The 19,582-nt window shown below is 34.9% G+C and carries 15 protein-coding genes, 1 tRNA gene and 3 pseudogenes; 9 read left to right on the forward strand and 10 right to left on the reverse strand.

Going from position 1 to position 19,582, the window contains the following annotated elements:
* Positions 1-688: 688 nt before the first annotated feature.
* Positions 689-1,288 (reverse strand): BON domain-containing protein, encoded by a 600-nt coding sequence (locus ABWU62_RS03160; RefSeq protein WP_353287499.1) that lies wholly within the window; start codon positions 1,286-1,288, stop codon positions 689-691.
* A gap of 253 nt (positions 1,289-1,541) precedes the next feature.
* On the opposite strand from ABWU62_RS03160, the gene ABWU62_RS03165 reads away from it, so the two are divergent.
* The 5 genes from ABWU62_RS03165 to lon all read left to right on the forward strand — a co-directional run bounded on the left by ABWU62_RS03165 (position 1,542) and on the right by lon (position 7,509).
* A tRNA-Leu gene (locus ABWU62_RS03165) sits at positions 1,542-1,623 on the forward strand.
* Positions 1,624-1,778: 155 nt separating this feature from the next.
* Positions 1,779-3,122, forward strand: a complete 1,344-nt coding sequence (tig, locus tag ABWU62_RS03170) for a trigger factor (RefSeq protein ID WP_353287500.1) — start codon at positions 1,779-1,781, stop codon at positions 3,120-3,122.
* Between the two features lie 11 nt (positions 3,123-3,133).
* A complete protein-coding gene (clpP, locus tag ABWU62_RS03175; protein ID WP_353287501.1) occupies positions 3,134-3,748 on the forward strand; it encodes an ATP-dependent Clp endopeptidase proteolytic subunit ClpP in 615 nt (204 codons plus the stop codon).
* An 11-nt stretch (positions 3,749-3,759) separates the two neighbouring features.
* Positions 3,760-5,037 carry an ATP-dependent Clp protease ATP-binding subunit ClpX gene (clpX, locus tag ABWU62_RS03180; protein WP_353287502.1) on the forward strand — a complete coding sequence of 426 codons (1,278 nt, stop codon included), beginning with the start codon at positions 3,760-3,762 and terminating at the stop codon, positions 5,035-5,037.
* 15 nt (positions 5,038-5,052) lie between these two features.
* Positions 5,053-7,509 (forward strand): endopeptidase La, encoded by a 2,457-nt coding sequence (gene lon, locus ABWU62_RS03185; RefSeq protein WP_353287503.1) that lies wholly within the window; start codon positions 5,053-5,055, stop codon positions 7,507-7,509.
* Positions 7,510-7,609: 100 nt separating this feature from the next.
* Here lon and ABWU62_RS03190 read toward each other — a convergent pair whose 3' ends face one another.
* Positions 7,610-9,166 (reverse strand): penicillin-binding transpeptidase domain-containing protein, encoded by a 1,557-nt coding sequence (locus tag ABWU62_RS03190; protein WP_353287504.1) that lies wholly within the window; start codon positions 9,164-9,166, stop codon positions 7,610-7,612.
* Complete coding sequence (locus tag ABWU62_RS03195; RefSeq protein ID WP_353287505.1) at positions 9,121-9,957, reverse strand: polysaccharide deacetylase family protein; 837 nt, start codon at positions 9,955-9,957, stop codon at positions 9,121-9,123. Before ABWU62_RS03195 ends, ABWU62_RS03190 begins: the two co-directional genes overlap by 46 nt.
* 120 nt (positions 9,958-10,077) lie before the next feature.
* Between ABWU62_RS03195 and ABWU62_RS03200 the strand changes: the two are divergent.
* A pseudogene (locus ABWU62_RS03200) lies at positions 10,078-11,292 on the forward strand (YifB family Mg chelatase-like AAA ATPase); the annotation flags it as partial.
* Positions 11,293-11,309: 17 nt separating this feature from the next.
* Here the strand turns inward: ABWU62_RS03200 and ABWU62_RS03205 are convergent.
* From ABWU62_RS03205 to ABWU62_RS03230, 5 genes and pseudogenes are all read right to left on the reverse strand, one after another.
* A protein-coding gene (locus tag ABWU62_RS03205) for an IS630 family transposase (protein WP_353287506.1) occupies positions 11,310-12,315 on the reverse strand; the annotation gives its coding sequence in 2 pieces (ribosomal slippage) (positions 11,310-11,852 and positions 11,854-12,315; 1,005 coding nt in all).
* A gap of 78 nt (positions 12,316-12,393) precedes the next feature.
* Positions 12,394-12,789 (reverse strand): annotated as a pseudogene (locus ABWU62_RS03210) (IS4 family transposase); the annotation flags it as partial.
* A 211-nt stretch (positions 12,790-13,000) separates the two neighbouring features.
* The gene (gene sdhA / locus ABWU62_RS03215) at positions 13,001-14,800 is read right to left on the reverse strand and encodes a succinate dehydrogenase flavoprotein subunit (protein ID WP_353287507.1); all 1,800 of its coding nucleotides are present in this window, start codon (positions 14,798-14,800) and stop codon (positions 13,001-13,003) included.
* 288 nt (positions 14,801-15,088) lie between these two features.
* Positions 15,089-15,421, reverse strand: coding sequence for a hypothetical protein (locus ABWU62_RS03225; RefSeq protein ID WP_353288205.1), 333 nt, complete (start codon positions 15,419-15,421; stop codon positions 15,089-15,091).
* 3 nt (positions 15,422-15,424) lie between these two features.
* Positions 15,425-15,520 (reverse strand): annotated as a pseudogene (locus ABWU62_RS03230) (zinc-ribbon domain-containing protein); the annotation flags it as partial.
* 38 nt (positions 15,521-15,558) lie between these two features.
* Here ABWU62_RS03230 and dapD point away from each other — a divergent pair.
* Positions 15,559-16,401: a 2,3,4,5-tetrahydropyridine-2,6-dicarboxylate N-succinyltransferase gene (dapD, locus tag ABWU62_RS03235; protein ID WP_353287508.1), complete on the forward strand. Its 843-nt coding sequence runs from the start codon at positions 15,559-15,561 to the stop codon at positions 16,399-16,401.
* Here the strand turns inward: dapD and ABWU62_RS03240 are convergent, their stop codons facing one another.
* Both ABWU62_RS03240 and ABWU62_RS03245 read right to left on the reverse strand, forming a co-directional pair.
* A complete protein-coding gene (locus ABWU62_RS03240) occupies positions 16,402-16,683 on the reverse strand; it encodes a DUF2610 domain-containing protein (protein ID WP_353287509.1) in 282 nt (93 codons plus the stop codon).
* Positions 16,684-17,046 (reverse strand): hypothetical protein, encoded by a 363-nt coding sequence (locus ABWU62_RS03245; protein WP_353287510.1) that lies wholly within the window; start codon positions 17,044-17,046, stop codon positions 16,684-16,686.
* Between the two features lie 95 nt (positions 17,047-17,141).
* Here ABWU62_RS03245 and ABWU62_RS03250 point away from each other — a divergent pair, with 95 nt between their 5' ends.
* Positions 17,142-18,179 carry a class I SAM-dependent methyltransferase gene (locus ABWU62_RS03250; RefSeq protein ID WP_353287511.1) on the forward strand — a complete coding sequence of 346 codons (1,038 nt, stop codon included), beginning with the start codon at positions 17,142-17,144 and terminating at the stop codon, positions 18,177-18,179.
* A 337-nt stretch (positions 18,180-18,516) separates the two neighbouring features.
* Positions 18,517-19,309, forward strand: a protein-coding gene (locus ABWU62_RS03255) for an IS5 family transposase (RefSeq protein ID WP_353287093.1) whose coding sequence is annotated in 2 segments (ribosomal slippage) — positions 18,517-18,780 and positions 18,782-19,309 — 792 coding nt in all. Because the reading frame shifts where the segments join, the coding sequence is not laid out codon by codon here.
* The last annotated feature ends 273 nt before the right edge of the window (positions 19,310-19,582 follow it).

The raw sequence follows: 19,582 nt of genomic DNA on the forward strand, positions 1-19,582 counted from the left end.
TCAAACCTCCATTTTTTATATCAATTTATTACTTTTTTTTCGGTTTGACACACTTTTTTGAACGTTCCCGAGATTTAACATCATTGCTGGTCTGGTAAACCTCAAACATGAGTTTTAATTGATCCTGCTGTTGACCTAACTCATGCTGAATTTAGTTCCATACCGTTTCGCAGTAGGTCTATTGCCAACCAAAACCATACTTTTTTTGTCTTCTTACCAACAAAACTCCACATTTAGTTGCGTTCTACTACTATTTTGCGTTTGTTGATATTTACTCTATATGGCTCTTCAATTTTTTACGTTGTTGTATTTTTTATTTACATAATTTTGTAAATGGGTTTCTGAGATTGCTGTAACTCTTCCGCTACAGGAATTCTCTCAACTATCTACTAAATTCCATTCTTCCTGTGTAATATACTTTTTCTTTGCATTTTTCACGAATTGCTCGCCACATTCTTTGCATTTATATTGTTGTTTTCCGCTTTTCAACTTACCGTTCTTAACGCACCTGCCGCTGCACTTAATATATTCCATTCTAGTATAATATTTCTTACCTTATACTGGCTTTTTTTCCTTAAGATACACTTATATCATGAGTTGTTGAGGGCTACCTAAGAGTGAACTGACGGAATTTGTAAAGGAGTTTTATAGCTTAGTTACATGATACTAACACTCAAGTAAATTTTCATCAATGACGCAATTTGCTATGTCTATATCTCACATAGCTTACAACTTGCTTTACTCCTTTTACTTTTCTTGCAATTGCTATTGCAGCTTTTAATTCTGCCTTATTTTGAGCTATACCCATCAAATAAACGACTCTATCAACTGTATTAACGCTATAATTAATTGATTTAATATTTCTTTTTCCCAGAAACCTTGTGCTTATCTCTGCTGTTATCATACCATCTACAGTAACGTCTAGCATAGAAGCCATTTTAATTGGTGTAACTCTTATTTCATTTATCACTTCTTTAATCTCTTTTTGCTGCCAAGCTATTTTCTCTGCTGTGAGTTGCTTTTCAGGATTATCAACATTTCCAATGAGCAATACTCTCCCTTCACTTACTTTAACTTTTATAGATGAGAACAGTCCGTGTTTTAAAAGCCCCTTATTGATTCTTATTACTATAGTTGTATCATCAATAATGTTTCCCAAGGATTTATCTTGCATTGTTATTGCTGTAGCCGCTGCAGTTGCTGTTACCACTATACCACCCACAAAAGTCGTACAGCCACTCTGTGTAATCAAAAAAATTGCGAGTAAGAAGCTTGCTATTAATCTCATTATTAATTTCCAGAGTTTAGAGCCTTAATTAAAGATTAATAAGCTTTTTTTATTGTGTAAATACTATAAATTGAATAAGCCTTGAATATTTCTAAGACAGTACTTATCTTAATAGTGTTAGTTAAAGTAATTCAGGCTTAGATTCATAGTGGAGTTAACCAGTATTATAAGTTCAGTCTGTGGTACTAAAATCTAATCCTTAAATTGCATAAGATGACAGAAGTGGTTATCTATAAGTTAATGAAGGGCTCTTGCGGATATGGCGAAATTGGTAGACGTGCCAGGTTTAGGTCCTGGTGAGCTTGCTCGTGGGGGTTCAAGTCCCTCTATCCGCACTTAAAGTCATGTAACTCAGGTTTTAAGAGAAAATTTATAATCACTAAGTACACTTTTGTTTGTATAAGAACCTGTTCTTAAGGATTGTATTTAACTTAAATTCTGGTAAAATGGCTTTATTAAAACATAAATAAAATATTGATAACAGGTTGTAATGTCTAGTAATATAACTCAAAATGCAGTCGAAGCAGATACATTAAGTAATATATATACCTATAAGGAACTTAGTGTAGATAAACTAAAGTATGAGTATGAAATCACAGTTAGTAGTGATTATATAGAACAAAAGATAAACTCTAGATTACAAGAAATAGCGAAGGATGCAAAATTGCCTGGATTTAGATCCGGAAAGATGCCTTACGATCTTGTTGTTACAAATTATAAAAACGAAGCTTTGGAATATGTGATAAACGATACGATAGACTATTGCTCAAGTGATTTAATGAAAAAAATCGAAGTTAAGTCTCACATCCATCCTAAGGTTGATATTATGTCATTACCAAACCTGGATAAAAAGGATGAGAAAGGTGACTTTCTGTACAAATTATCTTTTGAATCGATGCCAAAAGTGCCAGCAATAGATCTTGATAAAATAAATTTGAAGAAAGTTAAGGCAAAAATCAAAGAGGGAGACATAAAAGAATTTATTGATTCTATAAAAATAAAATTTCCTAATTTTGTCTCTGTTGATGATGCTTCTTATCAAGCAAAAAACGAGGATAAACTGATAATTGACTTTGAAGGACGAATTAGAAACAAGCTCTTTCAAGGTGGAAGTGGCAAAAATTTTACTGTTAATTTAGGATCTGGAACATTTACAAATGGTTTTGAAGATCAATTAATTGGCATGAAAAAGGGGGAAACAAAAAGCTTTAAGTTGAGATTTCCTGAAGATTATCAGGTAATTTCCCTTGCGGGGCAGGAGGCTGCTTTTTCTGTTCGAGTTAATGATATTCAGATTGCCGAAGATTTGCAAAGTGATGATGAAATAGCTAGGAGAATTGGTTTTGAAGATCATTCTTCGCTAACAAATCATGTAAAAGAAGTAATTGATAATCAGTGTAAAGAAATGGGAGATCTCTTAATTAAGAAAGAGCTATTTGATTGTTTGGATGCTAGTTATAGTTTTGATTTGCCTATAGAAGTAGTAAAACAGGAACAGCAGAGAGTGGAAAGAGAGTTGAATGCTAAAGATGATTCTTGTAAAGAAGCTGAAAGACGTGTAAAGCTTGCAATGTTGTTTATGGAATTCAGTAAAGAACATGAAATATCATTAACTCAAAGTGATATTATGAACGTTATTGTAAATCAATATGTCAGTAAAGATGTATCATTTGACAGAGTATTTAAACATTTTAAATCAGATGGACAATTTCAGGAATTAGTTAGAGGGCAAGCGCTTGAGTATAAAGTGACAGATTATATGATAGAAAAAGTTAGTAAAGAAGAACAGATTGTTTCTGTGAAAGAATTAAAGGAATTATTTGATAATATTTGATAGGAAAAGGTATGACTCTTATACCAATTGTAGTTGAACAAACTAGTCGCGGTGAGCGCGCTTATGACATATATTCAAGGCTAGTAAAAGAAAGAATAATTTTCGTAACTGGCCCTGTTGAAGACAACATGGCCAGCGTAATAGTAGCACAGCTTTTATTTTTAGAATCGGAAAATCCCGATAAAGACATTTGTATGTATATTAACTCACCAGGTGGTGTTGTAACTGCTGGTTTGTCGATCTACGATACAATGCAGTATATAAATCCAGACGTTTCAACTTTGTGTATAGGTCAAGCTGCATCTATGGGTTCTTTGTTGCTTACAGCTGGTGCGGAGGGTAAACGTTACTCGCTGCCTCATTCAAGAATTATGATACATCAGCCATCTGGTGGTTATCAAGGTCAAGCAACTGATATAGAAATACATGCTAATGAAATTTTGCGAGTTAAGAAAAAACTAAATCAAATTTATGAAAAACATACTGCAAATTCACTGAAGAAAATTGAAGGAATGATGGAAAGAGATAAATTCATGGATCCTGAAGGAGCAATGAAAATTGGCTTAATTGACAGAGTAATAGCTGAGCGTAAAGATATGAAGATTGAAAATATTAAAGTTAAATAAAAGGTAGTTTAATGGATAACAATAATGATTTACACTACTGTTCTTTTTGTAACAAGGCACAAAACGAAGTAGATAAATTGATTACTAACTCTTCAGATGGTTTAAAGGTGTTCATTTGTAATGAATGCATAGAGTTATCCCATAAAGCAATAAGTCAAAAGAAAGAGAGGGCTTTTAATTCAGATCGTATATCTGATATGAAGCTATCACTAAAGAAACCTGAAGATATAAAAAATTTTCTTAGCAAGCATGTTGTAGGTCAGGAACATGCGCAACATGTTTTATCTGTAGCTATGTATAATCATTGTCAATCCATGGTGCAACTTCATTCTATAAGTGATATTGAAATTGAGAAGTCAAATATAATGCTTATTGGCCCTACAGGTTCTGGTAAGACTTTGCTAGCAAAAACACTTGCTAAAGTTTCAGATGTACCATTTGCTATGGCTGATGCAACAACTTTGACTGAGGCGGGTTATGTAGGTGATGATGTAGAAAGCGTGTTGTCACGTCTATTGCAAGCTGCAAATTATGATGTTGCAAAGGCACAGCATGGTATAGTGTTTATCGATGAAATAGACAAGATCACAAGAAAGTCTGAAAGCGCTTCAATAACCCGTGATGTTTCAGGTGAAGGGGTCCAACAAGCTCTACTAAAAATCATGGAAGGTACGGTTGCTTATGTTCCTCCACAAGGAGGGCGAAAACACCCGCAACAAGAGTTTATACAAGTAGACACTAGTAACATACTATTTATTTGCGGAGGAGCTTTTGAAGGCCTCAATAAGATTATTGAGGCAAGAAAAAAGGGAACATCAGTTGGCTTTGGAGCGGATATAAGTCAGTCTAAAGCACAAAAGAAAAAAAATGCTTTACGCGATGCTCAACCTGAGGACTTAATCAAATTCGGTTTGATACCCGAATTTGTAGGGCGGGTTCCGATAATTGCTGTTTTAGATGAGCTGAATCATGAGGATTTAATACATGTATTAACGGAACCAAGAAATGCGCTAATAAAACAATATAAAGCATTACTTGCATTTAGCAAAGTAACCCTTGAGTTTTCAGATGAAGCAATATCAGCTATTGCTAAAAAAGCTATAAGCTATAAAATAGGTGCAAGGATATTACGTACTATCTTAGGGTCACTTTTGCTTGATGTTATGTATATATCCGGCAACGGAGGTTTTGAAGGTAGCACTATAACGGTTACTAAGAAAATGGTAGAATTAGGCAAAGCGACGATTAATCATAATAATAAGGGTAGTGTTATAACGGTTAATGATTAATTTGAGGTATATATTATGAGCATTGGACGTGCTGTAAACTTTAATTCTACTGTATTACCAGTATTACCTCTAAGAGATGTAGTAATTTTTCCAAATATAATGTTGCCTTTATTCGTAGGTAGAGAAAAATCTGTTCATGCACTAGAGTATGCAATAAGTAGCAGTAGTCACCAAAACGAGATTTTTCTCATAACACAAAAAGATGGTTCTATTGATAATCCAGAGCCAGAGAATCTTTATGAAGTAGGTGTGTTAGCAAACATTATACAACCATTAATAAAACTGCCTGACAATGCAGTAAAAGTCGTGATTCATGGGGTAAGAAGGGGAAGAGTTATAGAATATATTAGCTCTCACACTTTGTTACAGGCCAGAGTAGTGTTGGATGGTCATTATGAGCATGGAGAAAATGAAGATAATATTGATTTAGAAGCTTTAAGGCGTTCTGTTATAGATGCATTCGACAATTGGTGTAAACTAAGCAAGAGAAGTCGACCCGAGATTATTATTGACCCCATTGATCAAGTCAAAGAGGTTAATCAAATTGTAGATATGATAGCTTCGAACTTAAATATAAAGGTATCAGATAAGCAAAACATACTTGAAGTTTATAACCCAAAAGAGCGTTTAAAAAAAGTTTTTGCTCTCATTGAGAGAGAAATAAGTATTTTGAGCGCACAAAACCGCTTGTATAAGACAATTAAATCACAGGTTGAAAGTACTCAAAAAGTCTACTACCTTAATGAGCAATTAAAAGCTATACAGAAAGAATTAGGTGAGTTTGAAAATGGGGATGAAGGGAATATACTCAATGAATTTGAAAAAAAGATAAATGAAACAAAGCTTTCTGAGGAAGCAAAAGAGAAAGCCATAACTGACTTAAAGAGATATAAGAAAATGAATCCCATTTCTCCTGAAGCAACAGTTATATCTAGTTACTTGCATTGGTTGCTTGATTTACCATGGGGAAAGTACAAAGATGCAAAAATTAACTTAAATACGGCTAAAAAAATCTTAGATGAAAATCATTATGGCATAGAGAAAGTAAAAGATAGAATAATAGAATTTTTAGCAGTATTAAAGAGAGTAAAAGAGATAAAAGGTCCTATACTTTGCTTAGTTGGACCGCCAGGTGTTGGTAAAACTTCTTTAGCTAAGTCTATGGCAAGAGCAGTAGGAAGAGATTTTGTTCGCATGGCTCTTGGTGGTGTGCGTGATGAGTCTGAGATACGAGGGCATAGGAAAACCTATATTGGCTCAATGCCTGGTAAAATCATTCAACACATGAAAAAAGCTAATTCATGCAACCCGCTTTTTCTGCTTGATGAAATAGATAAGATGGGTTCTGATTCGCGTGGTGATCCTGCATCTGCATTACTTGAGGTTTTGGATACTGAGCACAATAAACATTTTACAGATCATTACTTGGAAGTTGAGTTTGATCTTTCAAGTGTAATGTTTGTAGCCACAGCAAATAGCTTAAATTTACCGCATCCTTTGCGTGATAGGATGGAAATTATACAATTATCTGGGTATACCGAAGACGAGAAGATCAGTATTGCTACACATCACCTTATTCCAAAATTAAAAAAAGAGCATGGTTTGCATCAGAAGGAGTGGGAAATAACCAATGAAGCATTATACGAGTTGATACGTTTATATACACGTGAAAGCGGCGTGCGAAGCATGGAAAGGGAACTTGCAAAACTCATGAGAAAAGCAGTTAAAGCAATATTAACTGATAAAAATAAGAAAATATCCGTAGAGATTGGTAATTTACAAGATTATCTAGGGGTACGTAAGTATACCTTTGGCATTGCAGAAAATGAGAGTTTGGTAGGGATAGTGACTGGGCTCGCCTATACCGAAACAGGTGGTGATATTTTGATGATAGAATCAGTCCTAATTCCGGGCAAGGGAGAGATAAAATACACAGGAAAGCTTGGAGAGGTTATGCAAGAATCTATAAAAGCTGCGTATAGTTATATTCGATCAAATTGTTTGTTTTTTGGTATAAAGCCCGAAAAATTCCAAAATAATGATATACATTTGCATGTACCTGAGGGTGCTGTACCAAAAGATGGCCCTTCTGCTGGAGGTGCGATATGTACGTCTATTGTTTCTCTTATGACAAATATACCAGTTAACAAAAATGTTGCTATGACAGGCGAAGTGACATTGCGTGGTAGAGTTTTAGCTATTGGGGGCTTAAGAGAAAAATTGCTTGCAGCACTCAGAGGATCAATCAAAACTGTGATTATACCAAGTGAAAATGAAAAAGATATGCAAGAGATTCATGCAAGCATCAAAGAGGGGATCAACGTAGTTTTTGCTAAGAATATTGATGAAGTTATGAAAGTTGCTTTAACTCGCCCTATTACTTCAATTGATGGTGATAATCAAAATAGTCTACCTTCCTCCATAGAAAATAAAGATAGTACCTTCTCTGCGTTAGAAACATTAAAGCACTAAATTGAAAAAGTTTATGCAATTTTCGTTTCTTTTTTTTTAACCTCAAAGCTTTGATTTGAATATATAAATTACAAGTAACATATATGGCAATTTCATAAGTTCATTTTTCAAGCATATATTGCAATATCTCACTAGCAATTGCAACATCTTGGCGTGGAGTTTTGCCGTGTTCTATAAACACTGAGATTGCATAGCGCGGATCATGGTAGGGGCCATAAGCGATAAACAATTTATGACTTTCACCTTTAGAGTTTATCTCTGGTGTACCGGTTTTGCCAGCAATTTGTATACTGCCTAGTCCTTTTCTATAGTTAGAATTCACCACGTCAAACATAGCTTTTCGAACCACACTAAGATGCTCATGATTCACATCAATATCAAGAAAGTATTGCCCTGGTTTACTCATCTCAATGTGGGGAATTACCTCTTTTCCTGTTGCAACCCTCGCTGCAAGAACCGCAAGCTGTAATGGCGTTGTAAGTAAATACCCTTGTCCTATAACTAAGTTAATGGTATCACCTAAATACCACTCTGAATATAGCTTGCGTGCACGCCAATCCACATCAGGCAACAATCCTGGAGCTTCTTCCTTAAACATTCCAATTAATGGTCCACTTCCAATACCAAATTTGCTAGCCATTTCTAGTAGAGAATCTACATTTATTTTTTTTCCTATATTATAAAAGTAAGTGTTGCATGAGAAGGCCATTGCCTCGTTTAAAGATACATATCCATGGACTTTGCTTTTTAGGCAACGAAATTTTCGTTCACCTATTTTCATATAGCCCCTACACGAGAACTTTTCTTCTGGTGTTATTATTCCATCTTTTAAACCTGCAAGCGCATCTATTATTTTAAATATTGAACCAGGTGGAATTTGATATGATAATGCACGGTTTACAAGCGGTAATGAAGGATTGTTTAAATTTTTCCAAGTTTCATTTGATAATCTGCTAGTGAAAAGATTATTATCGTAAGAAGGTGAATTATATAATGCTAAAATTTCTCCGTTATTTACATCAATTACCACTGTGGAACCTTGGTGGTCTTTAAATATCTCTGCAATTTTCTTCTGTAAATCAACATCAATTGTCAGCTGTATATCTTGTCCGTCTTGCTGCGGTATGCTAGATAACTCTCTCATGATACGCTTCTTAGAATTTATTTCCTGCTCAGATTTTCCGGTCTTGCCTTTTAATATATGATCATATGTATATTCAATTCCACTAACCCCTGCTTCATTTATGTCTTGCTGTCTTTTTGTATATCCGATTATATGAGAACATATCGAACCAAACGGGTAATAACGTTTATAAAGAGCAGTTATTTTTGTATCTGATGATTTTGTTGCATCAGGTTTAATTTCTGATAACATCTGCAAATCAACTTCCCTAGTAAAGGTTTTTTGCCCATCAAATAAAACAATATACGAAATTTTGTTTACTGCGAGTTCAACGCTATTCCTATCCAAAATCCTGCCTCGTTTAGGCATAATAGTAACAACTTTTATCCTATTATTATTGGATAGCACTTCATATTTTTGTCTATCTCGTACTTGTAAAGTATACAACCTATAACTGAAAATAGCAGAAATAGTAAGCTGAATACCACCTAATATGAATGCCCTGCGGTTGAAGACCTTGTTTTTTGTCCACATAGAATTCCTTTAGAATGCACTCCTTCTCCTTTTATTGGCATATTTCTAGATTTCACTACATCACAAATCCTCTTTTCCCAACCACTTAAGGTAACAAGCTCATAACCCCATTTTTTTAGTATTTTAATAATCTGAGGTAAAGCTTCAACTGTATTTGATTTGTTATCGTGATCATGGAACAATATAATCGCTCCATTATGTACATTGCTTAAAACTCTTTCAACCAGAATCTCTGATTTATCGCCTTGCCAGTCCAGAGAATCAACTGTCCATAGTATGGAACACATATTTAATCGATTAGTATTTTCGATCAAATTATCATTGTGACATCCATATGGTGGACGAAACCATTTTACATTCTGTTCTGTTGCATTTTTAATTGCCACATTTGTCTTTTCCAGTTCTTGCAATTGCTCCTCACTTGAAAGTGATGTCAACTTCCTATGCGACCAAGAATGATTACCTAATTCATGACCTGCTTTATGGATTTTGTTTACTATTTCAGATGTTTTTTTATTTATACGCTCACCAAGCACAAAAAATGTCGCTTTTGTTTTATTGCTCTCCAGAATATTAATAATATCTCCTGCTCTATTATAAGACGGTCCATCATCAAACGTAAGTGCAACGAACTTATCTTTGTTATTCAATAATTTCTTTATATTACTTAAATTTCTATATGATAGATCCAAATCACAACTGAGCCCACGATATGGTAAGTTAAAGTTACAATCACTACAGAAAACTGCGCTTGAATATAGCAAAAGAAAAGCGATTATTCTTATAAACATATATAATCAGCAAAGTGATAGAGTACTACACTTTTTTGCTAAATTAAACCACTTTTAACAGCTACTGTTTACTTCGTTACTTTGTCAATATATTATATTAATAACTTTATATAATGTAGTATGATTGCAAATATAAATACCGTTGCACTTCAGGGAACCAGCACAGTAAATGTTAATGCACAAATTCACATGGCAAATGGTATTCCAGCTTTTAATATTGTTGGACTGCCGGATAAAACTGTTGCAGAATCGAGAGAGCGTATCAGAGCAGCGTTAAATTCAATCAATCTTCTGTTACCTCCAAAAAGGATTACGGTTAATCTTTCCCCTGCGGATTTGCTTAAAGAAGGTAGTCATTATGACTTAGCTATTGCTGTTGGATTACTTGTTGTAATGAATGTGATACCAGTTGAAAAAGTTCAGTCTTATATAATTATGGGCGAGCTTGTACTAGACAGCAGAGTCATACCAATCTCAGGAGTACTTCCAACAGCAATCAATGCAAAACAGGCAAATAAAGGAGTAATTTGCCCAAGGGGAAATGGAGTAGAAGCTTCATGGGTAAAGAATGTTTCTATTCTAGCTATAGAGAAATTAACCGATATTATCAGACATTTTAAGGGTGAGCAGTTAATTCAGCCGGTAACTTTTAACTATAGCGCTGCACCCAAAGAAAAAAATTCAGTTCTAGATATAAAGGATATTAAAGGTCAAGTTGTTGCAAAAAGAGCAGCTGAAATTGCAGCAGCAGGTGGACACAATATGCTTCTTGTTGGACCTCCTGGTACTGGAAAGTCAATGCTTGCTAAGCGATTTATAGGGCTATTACCCGATTTGACTGAACAAGAGATGATTGATGTTAATATCATCTCTAGCATAACAAAAGCCGGTAACGAAACATTTAAAGTAACTCGTCCCTTTCGTGAACCTCATCACTCATGCTCGATGTCAGCGATGATAGGAGGAGGAAAAAATGCAAAGCCTGGGGAAATCACCATGGCTCACAATGGTGTGTTATTTCTTGATGAGCTACCTGAATTTCCAAGGCTTGTGCTTGATTCTCTACGCCAACCACTTGAAGATAGAAAGGTAACTATTGCACGTGCAAATGTTCACATTACTTATCCAGCTAATTTTCAACTTATAGCTGCAATGAACCCTTGCAGGTGCGGTTATTTAGGTGATGCAAGTAGATCGTGCAACAAAGCTCCAAAGTGCGGCACAGATTATAGAAATAAAATATCAGGACCTTTGCTTGATAGAATAGACATATGCATTGAAATGCCAAACGTCAATATATTCTCTCCTGAAATTTGTTCAGAAGGAGAAAGTACTAATACCAACTCTCATTATTAATGAACCAAATAAGAAGCATTGCAGAGTTGTTTAACCGTGGAAGGGGAAAGAGAGGTAATAAATTTACACAAAGCGCTCTCAAGCAGAACAATTGTATCGTAGATTTTATTGCGCAAAATGTTCTGTTTTATATATAACCAAAACCTCTCAACAGGATTGAGGTCAGGTGAGTATGGTGGTAGGTATATAATTTCGATATTTTTAGGTATCTTTAAACTTTTTGACTTATGCCAACTAGCGCAATCCATCACGAGAAAAGCCTTTCGTATTCCTAAATATTGCGACATCTGTTCAAGGAATATATTTATACAAGCAGTGTTGACGTTTGGTGCAAATAAGCTAAAATTCTCTCCATTTCTGGGATTAACTGCACTATAGAGATAAAAATTTTCCCTACCTAATTTTACCTTAACCTGTGTCCTACTGCCTTTTTTAAACCACCCATGTCCAACTTTTGAATGTGTACCAAACCGTGATTCATCGAAGAAAAATAGCTCTTTTTCAGAATGCATGACAATAGTTTCATTGAGTTTTTTTTTTAAACTCCTCTTGCTTATTTTTATCCTGTCCACTATGAACTGGTCTTGGTGTGATATATGAGAATTTCATTCTTTGCATATTACGATGTATTGTGGATTTGCTGATATTCAAACCAAATCTTTCTTGGATTCTTATTCTCATTTCTCTAATAGTAATATTGGGGTTTTCCTCTATCCACACCTCAATTTGTTCAAGTTGACTTTGGTTCAATATAGTTTTTCTACGGCATTGAGGTGGAGAAAATAATTTTTCTTCTCTTCCAAATTTTATGTGCTTTATCCATGTAGTAATTGCCTTTCTCGAAATGCAACATATTTTTGCTACAGCTGTTATACTGTGCTTTTTTGCTGCAATTACAGCATTTAGTTTTTTTGCAACATACGCATTATTTCTTACTTTCTTCAGCATCTCTTTTGCTGATTCCACCACTTTTTCATCCAATAATTTTGATCTTAATGCCATCTAAACCTCGCTATTTTACTTACTCCAGTATGGCTTTTTTTCCATTATTGTCTATTCGTTGCTTGTATAGCGGGAATTGGTATTAGGTAGAGTAATATAGCTACTGTCCAATAATTTAACACTATTAAATAGCTGTAAGATTTTGCAATCAACTTGCAAGATATTTTTAAAAAGAACCACAGATTCATTATACATCCTTTTCATAAATTCCACTGCTTCTTCAGTAAATCTAAAATCCAAACCTTGTTTTGTTATATCTATCGAGTCCTCGTTTAGTAATTGACACATTGTTTCTACGCTACAATTATCAACCCCTATATTACCCAAGACCATGGCTTTTACGAACGATGAACCTTTTAGCTTTCTCTTTCTTTTTATAAACCTTGTTGTAATTGAGATTTTGTCTACTTTTTCATTAAAAAATTCTTTGAGCTTTTTTGATAAGCTAGTTATTTTATTCATTCGTTCTCTCACTAAAAGTATTTCTGGGAGAACTTATACCTTATTATTCTATCTCTTTCATACCTTTTTTTCCTTAACTTGACGCGTATGGTTAAATACACTGTGTCAAACCGCATTTTTAGTTCAACTCAATTTTTAACCTACAAGGAAAAAAGATATCAAGTTGAGACATAGTCAAAGCCCAATCATGCATAGAGAGTGTTAAATAAACTAGATGGGTTGACTAATAAACCCTCTTTTCCGGGGCAATGAAATCAATCTCATCACTCAGAGTTCTTTCAGCAACTTTTTTATAGTCAATTTCTACACTGACTTGGTTTTTCTCTTCTTTAAGCCATGCTATAGTATGTTTCATCCAAATTTTATCATCACGTTCAGGGAAATCTTCACGAGCGTGAGCACCTCTGCTTTCCTCGCGATTGGCTGCACACTCCATAGTAATAACTGCTTGTGGAATCATGTTGGCAAGCTCTAGCGCTTCAACCAAATCACTATTCCATATCATACTTCGATCTTCAATTGCAATGTTAGGCATCATTTTTGCTACTTCTTTTATAGCTTTTTTACCTTCTTTCAAAACTTCAGCAACACGAAATACTGACGCATATTTTTGCATAGTATGCTGCATTTCACTACGTATTTTTGCTGCTTTGAGTTCTCCAGAAGCAAATCGCATTTTATCAAATCTATCTATTATCCAATCTGTGCAGTCTGAATGCAATTTTTTATGCGGTGTATCAGGTTTCAATTTTTCTTTTGCTCTGAGGGCTGCAGCTCTACCAAAAACCACAAGATCAAGAAGCGAGTTAGAGCCAAGTCTATTTGCACCATGTACAGAAACACATGCTGCTTCTCCAATTGCAAACAGTCCATTCACTACTTCTTCCTTACCTTTCTTCAGTGTGATCACTTCTCCATGATAATTGGTTGGAATACCGCCCATGTTGTAATGAACAGTTGGAATAACAGGTATAGGATCTTTAGTAACATCAACTCCTGCAAAAGTTTTTGCTGTTTCACTAATACCTGGTAATCTCAGTTTGATCACTTCCGGATCAAGATGCGCTATATTCAAGTACATGTGATCTTTCTTTGGCCCAACTCCCCTTCCCTCTCTAATTTCAATTGTTATTGCTCGACTTACCACATCACGAGAAGCCAAATCTTTTGCCTTTGGTGCATAACGTTCCATAAACTTCTCACCCTGAGAGTTAACGAGGTACCCACCTTCACCACGGCATCCTTCCGTCATCAAGCACCCTGAGCCATATATTCCTGTTGGATGAAATTGCACAAATTCCATATCTTCAAGTGGTAACCCGGCTCTTACCACCATACCATTACCATCACCTGTGCAGGTGTGTGCACTTGTTGCAGAGAAATAAACACGTCCATAACCACCTGTTGCTATTACCACAGAATGTGCACGAAATCTATGCAACGTACCATCACACAACGACCATGCTATCACCCCACAGCATGTCCCTTTGTCCATAATCAAATCGATTACAAAATATTCGACAAAAAATTCAGCGTTAAATTTAAGACATTGCTGATATAGAGTATGAAGAATTGCATGCCCAGTTTTATCTGCTGCTGCACAAGTACGCTGAGCTGACTTTCCCTTACCAAAGTGGGTTGTCATTCCACCAAACGCACGCTGATATATTTTACCATCTTCCGTACGAGAAAAAGGTACGCCAAAATTTTCAAGTTCGATAACAGCTTTGGCAGCATTTTTACACATATACTCTATTGCATCTTGATCGCCAAGCCAGTCTGAACCTTTTATTGTATCATATGCATGCCAGCGCCAGTCATCTTCAGCAATGTTGCTCAAAGCTGCACTAATTCCTCCTTGTGCTGCAACTGTATGACTTCGTGTAGGAAAAATCTTAGAAACGCAGGCAACTGAAAAATTAGTTGCAGCCATTCCAAGTGTTGCTCTAAGCCCCGCTCCTCCTGCACCTACTATTACCACATCATATTCATGTTCTATGATTTCGTATGCTGACTTATCCATATTTACTTATTTTATCATTACAGGCTTATAGTAGCACATAAGTAGGAAAAATCTATACTAGTTTTCCAAATGTAAGCTTCTGAAACAAACCTATAGTAAAAAATATCATAACAACCATAGGGTGTTATGAAAGTAGCTGACACTGGAATCCGACTTCTATTACACCAAACCGTTTGATATGCTTATCCACAATCAAAATTCCTGGATCCCAGTGTCTGAGCACTGGGATGACACTATCATAAAGGAGTAAGTGTAGTTACTTGCATAACATTGATGACTTATGCCTATTTAACTAGATCTAAAACTAGATAGAAAAAGGTAATCTTGATAAAACTCATTTACAACAAGTTCTCTCGCATTTGAATTTTCCGTTTGCACTTTTTTGTATCCTAATTTATGGCTGATTGAATCTTTGTATGCACTAACTGTTTTGTATATCTTACTTATCTCTCCTGGAAAGATACCACCAACAATTATAACGCATAACCCTGCAACTGTTGCAAAAGCTAGAGTTAAACTTTGCCTCCAGCTAGCTTTTTTTATCTTATGATTATGACCAATTTCTTGTATACCAGCAGGGCACAATTCACTTGACATTTCTTTTAGATACTCATGCCACATGTGATTGCAGTTTGTACATTTCACTTTTCTTCCAGATTCACCTATTTGCCCACGAGATACTAAGTAAGTTTTAGTACAATTATGACATTGTATTTTCATAGTGCTTACGTATAAAATAATATAAATTTGATATCAGTATGTATATAATAAATGAAAAATTTGCAACTAAAAAATTACAAGATGAGATAGAAAATATTTGGAAAGATAAAGAAAAACTTAACGACTATAATCTAAAACACAAAGCAAGATTAATAATCAAAGAGGTAATTGAGTTACTTGACAGTGGTAAAATTAGAGTAGCAGAAAAGCTATCAAGTGGAGAATGGATAGTACATAAGTGGATAAAGCAGTCAATATTATTACATTTTCTCACTGAGGAAAGCAAAATAATAGACAACACCAATTGCTGGTTTGACAAAATCGGTAGTAAGTTTAGTGAATGGAATGAAGAAAAATTTTACCAGTCAAAAATTAGAGCAGTCCCTGGATGTTTTGTTCGCCAATCTGCTTACATAGGTAAAAATGTTGTTCTAATGCCAAGCTTTATCAACGTTGGTGCATACATTGATTCTGGCACAATGATAGACACTTGGTCAACAGTTGGTAGTTGTGCACAGATAGGAAAAAATTGCCATATTTCAGGTGGAGTGGGAATAGGTGGAGTTCTTGAGCCCATTCAAGCTTCTCCTGTTATTATAGAAGATAATTGCTTCATTGGAGCGCGTAGTGAGGTAGCCGAAGGTGTTATAATAAGAGAAGGATCAGTTCTTGGCATGGGTGTGTTTATTGGAGCATCAACAAAAATTATTGACAGAGAAACAAGCAAGATATTTTATGGTGAAGTACCATCTTACTCTGTAGTTGTACCAGGATCTACTCCATCTAAAAATAATATCTCAACCTATTGCGCAATTATAATAAAAAAAGTAGACGAGAAGACAAGATCAAAAACTTCTATAAATGAAATATTGAGAATCTAACTACTTACCGTCACTTTTTTTATCATTATTACTAACTATAGTAATGGCATATGCGCATAATTCCGAAAAAGAGATCCCGTTTTCTTGAGACAGCTTGTATAATTTTTGCAAACTTTCTTTAACTTTATTAGGAATGTTTCCCCCACGTTCCTTTGCAAGCCATGAATCTTGATGATGAATTGGATGAGTATCACCCTTTGGATTTCCTATATATACTGCAAAAGGTGCATTTTGTCCTTTGAAATCACACTGTACAGTAAATTTTTTTATAGACTCAGCCATTTAAAGACCTCTACTTTTCTTTTTGGTTAATTTTACAGTAGGTGTAGGAGGTGTGAAATCTTGCCTGCTGATAATGCTTTTCTTGCCTTCTAAAGCTCGACGAACATCAGCTCTGCTCAATTGTGACTCTTTTGCTACCCTCATTCCATGCTTTACCATAATATTAGCACATGCTAGCACTTTTTTTACTAATTCTAGGTCACCATTTAACATTCGGACTAGCACTTGAAATATTTCTGCTAAAGTTAACCCGTCAGCACCTATAACCTTATTTTCTACAAAATTTATAGCTTCTTCAAATTTATATTCAACACCATCATCTTGAGGTATAAGGGTAACATAATCTGTATCTTGACTATTCATAATTGAAGCACTATCGCCTTTAAACTTATATTATATATATAAATACTCCACTATTTTATAGTATAGCACACTATAATTAAACATTTATTAATAATATGCTCACTTATATACACGAATTAATTGATAAAAACCAAGGATCAATATCCATCAGCGATTTTATGAATGCTGCTCTATATCATAAAGAGTATGGTTATTACATGAGTAAATTACCACTTGGCAAAGACGGTGACTTTATTACTGCACCTGAAATTAGTCAATTATTTGGCGAAACAATCGCTGTGTGTATGATGCATACATGGGAAAAATTAGGAAAGCCATCAAAATTCTCTCTGGTTGAACTTGGGCCAGGTAAAGGAACGCTCATTCACGATGTAATAAGAGTCACTAAAAAATATAGCTGTTTTTTTAGCTCAATGGACATTCACCTAATCGAGATAAGTCCTATTTTACAGAAAACACAAAAGAAAAAATTAAAGGGATTAGATATTAACTGGCACAGAGATATCGATAACTTACCAAATCAGCCAACTATTTTTTTTGCAAATGAGTTCTTTGATGCTCTTCCAATAGACCAGTTTGTTTATCGTGATGGGCAGTGGTATGAAAATAGAGTGATGAAACAGGATGGCGGTCAGTGTTTGACACTCGAATCCAGAAGGAAAGGATCATGTGTTCCAGCATCAGCTATTCAGATAACAAATGGAAAACTTTTTAATGGTGCAGTAGTAGAAGTATGCTTAGCTGGGATTGAAATATTAAGAAAGCTTGAGAAGAAAATAGTCAATAATGGAGGAGCTGCTTTGATCATAGATTATAGCTATATATATCCTTCATACAAAAGCACTTTACAATCAATACGACAGCATAAGTATACTAATTTTCTTGAAAATGTCGGTAATAGTGACATCACTGCACTTGTGAATTTTCAAGCACTAAAAGATTCATTAAAACACGTAGATTGTGAGATTTTTACTCAAAGAGAATTTTTATATTTATTTGGTATAAAAGAAAGAGCACAAGTTTTAATGAAAAATGCAAATGATGAACAAAAAAGCAGGATTCTCAGTGAATTTTTAAGGTTAACTGAAAATATGGGTACTCTCTTTAAGGTAATGCTGATCCACCATTTATAGTCTTGTGTGGTTCTTACGTTAAACTTTCTGACTATAAATACTAAAAAATCTACAGAACAAAAAAAGGTAAAAGAAACGTATCTGTTCAGCAGAATGGCAAAACAAGGTAGAAGAGAAAAGACAACTATAGAAACAAATGGGTTTTATTTGAGTAGCTGACACAGTTCCTTTAATAAAGGTGTCATCCCAGTGCTTAAACACTGGGATTCAGATTGAGCATTAAGTTGGTAAACACTTTAGAACCTGTACATGATCTCAAGAAAGGAATAAACTAAGAACCTGTACATGATCTCAAGAAAGGAATAAACTAAGAGATAATGTATATAAGTTAGGATATATGAGGAGTGTATACCCAAGTGATATAAGTCGGGAAAGATTTGAGATTATATTACCAGATCTAGAATCCTGTAGAAAAAAAACAAAACCAAGAAAACTGGATTTATATGAGTTATTTTGCGGTGTACTTTATGTGCTAAAAAGTGGCTGTCAGTGGCGAATGCTACCAAAAGAGTTTCCAAAATGGCGCAATTGTTACGATTACTTCAAGAGATGGAGTAAAAAACCGAATGAAGATAGAGAAAGTGTTCTAGAAATTGTCTTAAAAAAAATTAGTTGGAGAGGTTCGTTTCAACAGTGGTCGGAATACAAAAACAAGCTTCTGCATCATTGATGCTCAAAGTGTAAAAAACACCGATATTGCTGAAGAAAAAGGTTATGATGCCGGCAAGAAAATTTCAGGAATAAAGCGTCATATTGCAGTAGATACGCAAGGTTTGCCACATGCAATTTATATTACTACAGCTAATATCGGAGATCGTACTGCTGCTGTAGAGATGATTTGTAACGCAAGAAAAAATCTTTCCGAAGTTCAAAATATACTAGTTGATGCAGGTTATACAGGAGAAAATTTTGCAACTCAAATAAAAACGACTATTGGTGCAACCGTTGAAGTAATAAAACGAAGTGAATTACATACCTTTGTTGTATTGCCAAAAAGGTGGGTTGTAGAGCGTTCTTTTGCTTGGCTGGAAAAGTGTAGACGGTTATGGAAAAATTGCGAGCGTAAACTCAATACTAGACTACAAATGGTCGTTCTAGCTTTTACTGCCTTGCTCCTCAAAAGATTATGAACAGGCTCTTACAACGTTTTTGATGACGAAAAGACTGGATGCCAGTGTCAGCTACTTGCATGACATCCTCTTGCTTCTATAGGTGTCTTTATCTCGTCTACTTTATTTTGCCATACAGATACAATGGTTTCACATGCACTTGGTAGGCTATCTATTTTGAAAAAGCGGGACCAGTGTGACCCGGAAGTCATGAAATTGTGATGGTTAAATTCCATCCGCCATAACATCTGGCTGAAATTGTAGTCCACATTTTAGGAAATTGGCAAACACCTA

This window comes from Wolbachia endosymbiont (group B) of Gerris lacustris, from assembly GCF_964028355.1.
Taxonomy (GTDB): domain Bacteria; phylum Pseudomonadota; class Alphaproteobacteria; order Rickettsiales; family Anaplasmataceae; genus Wolbachia.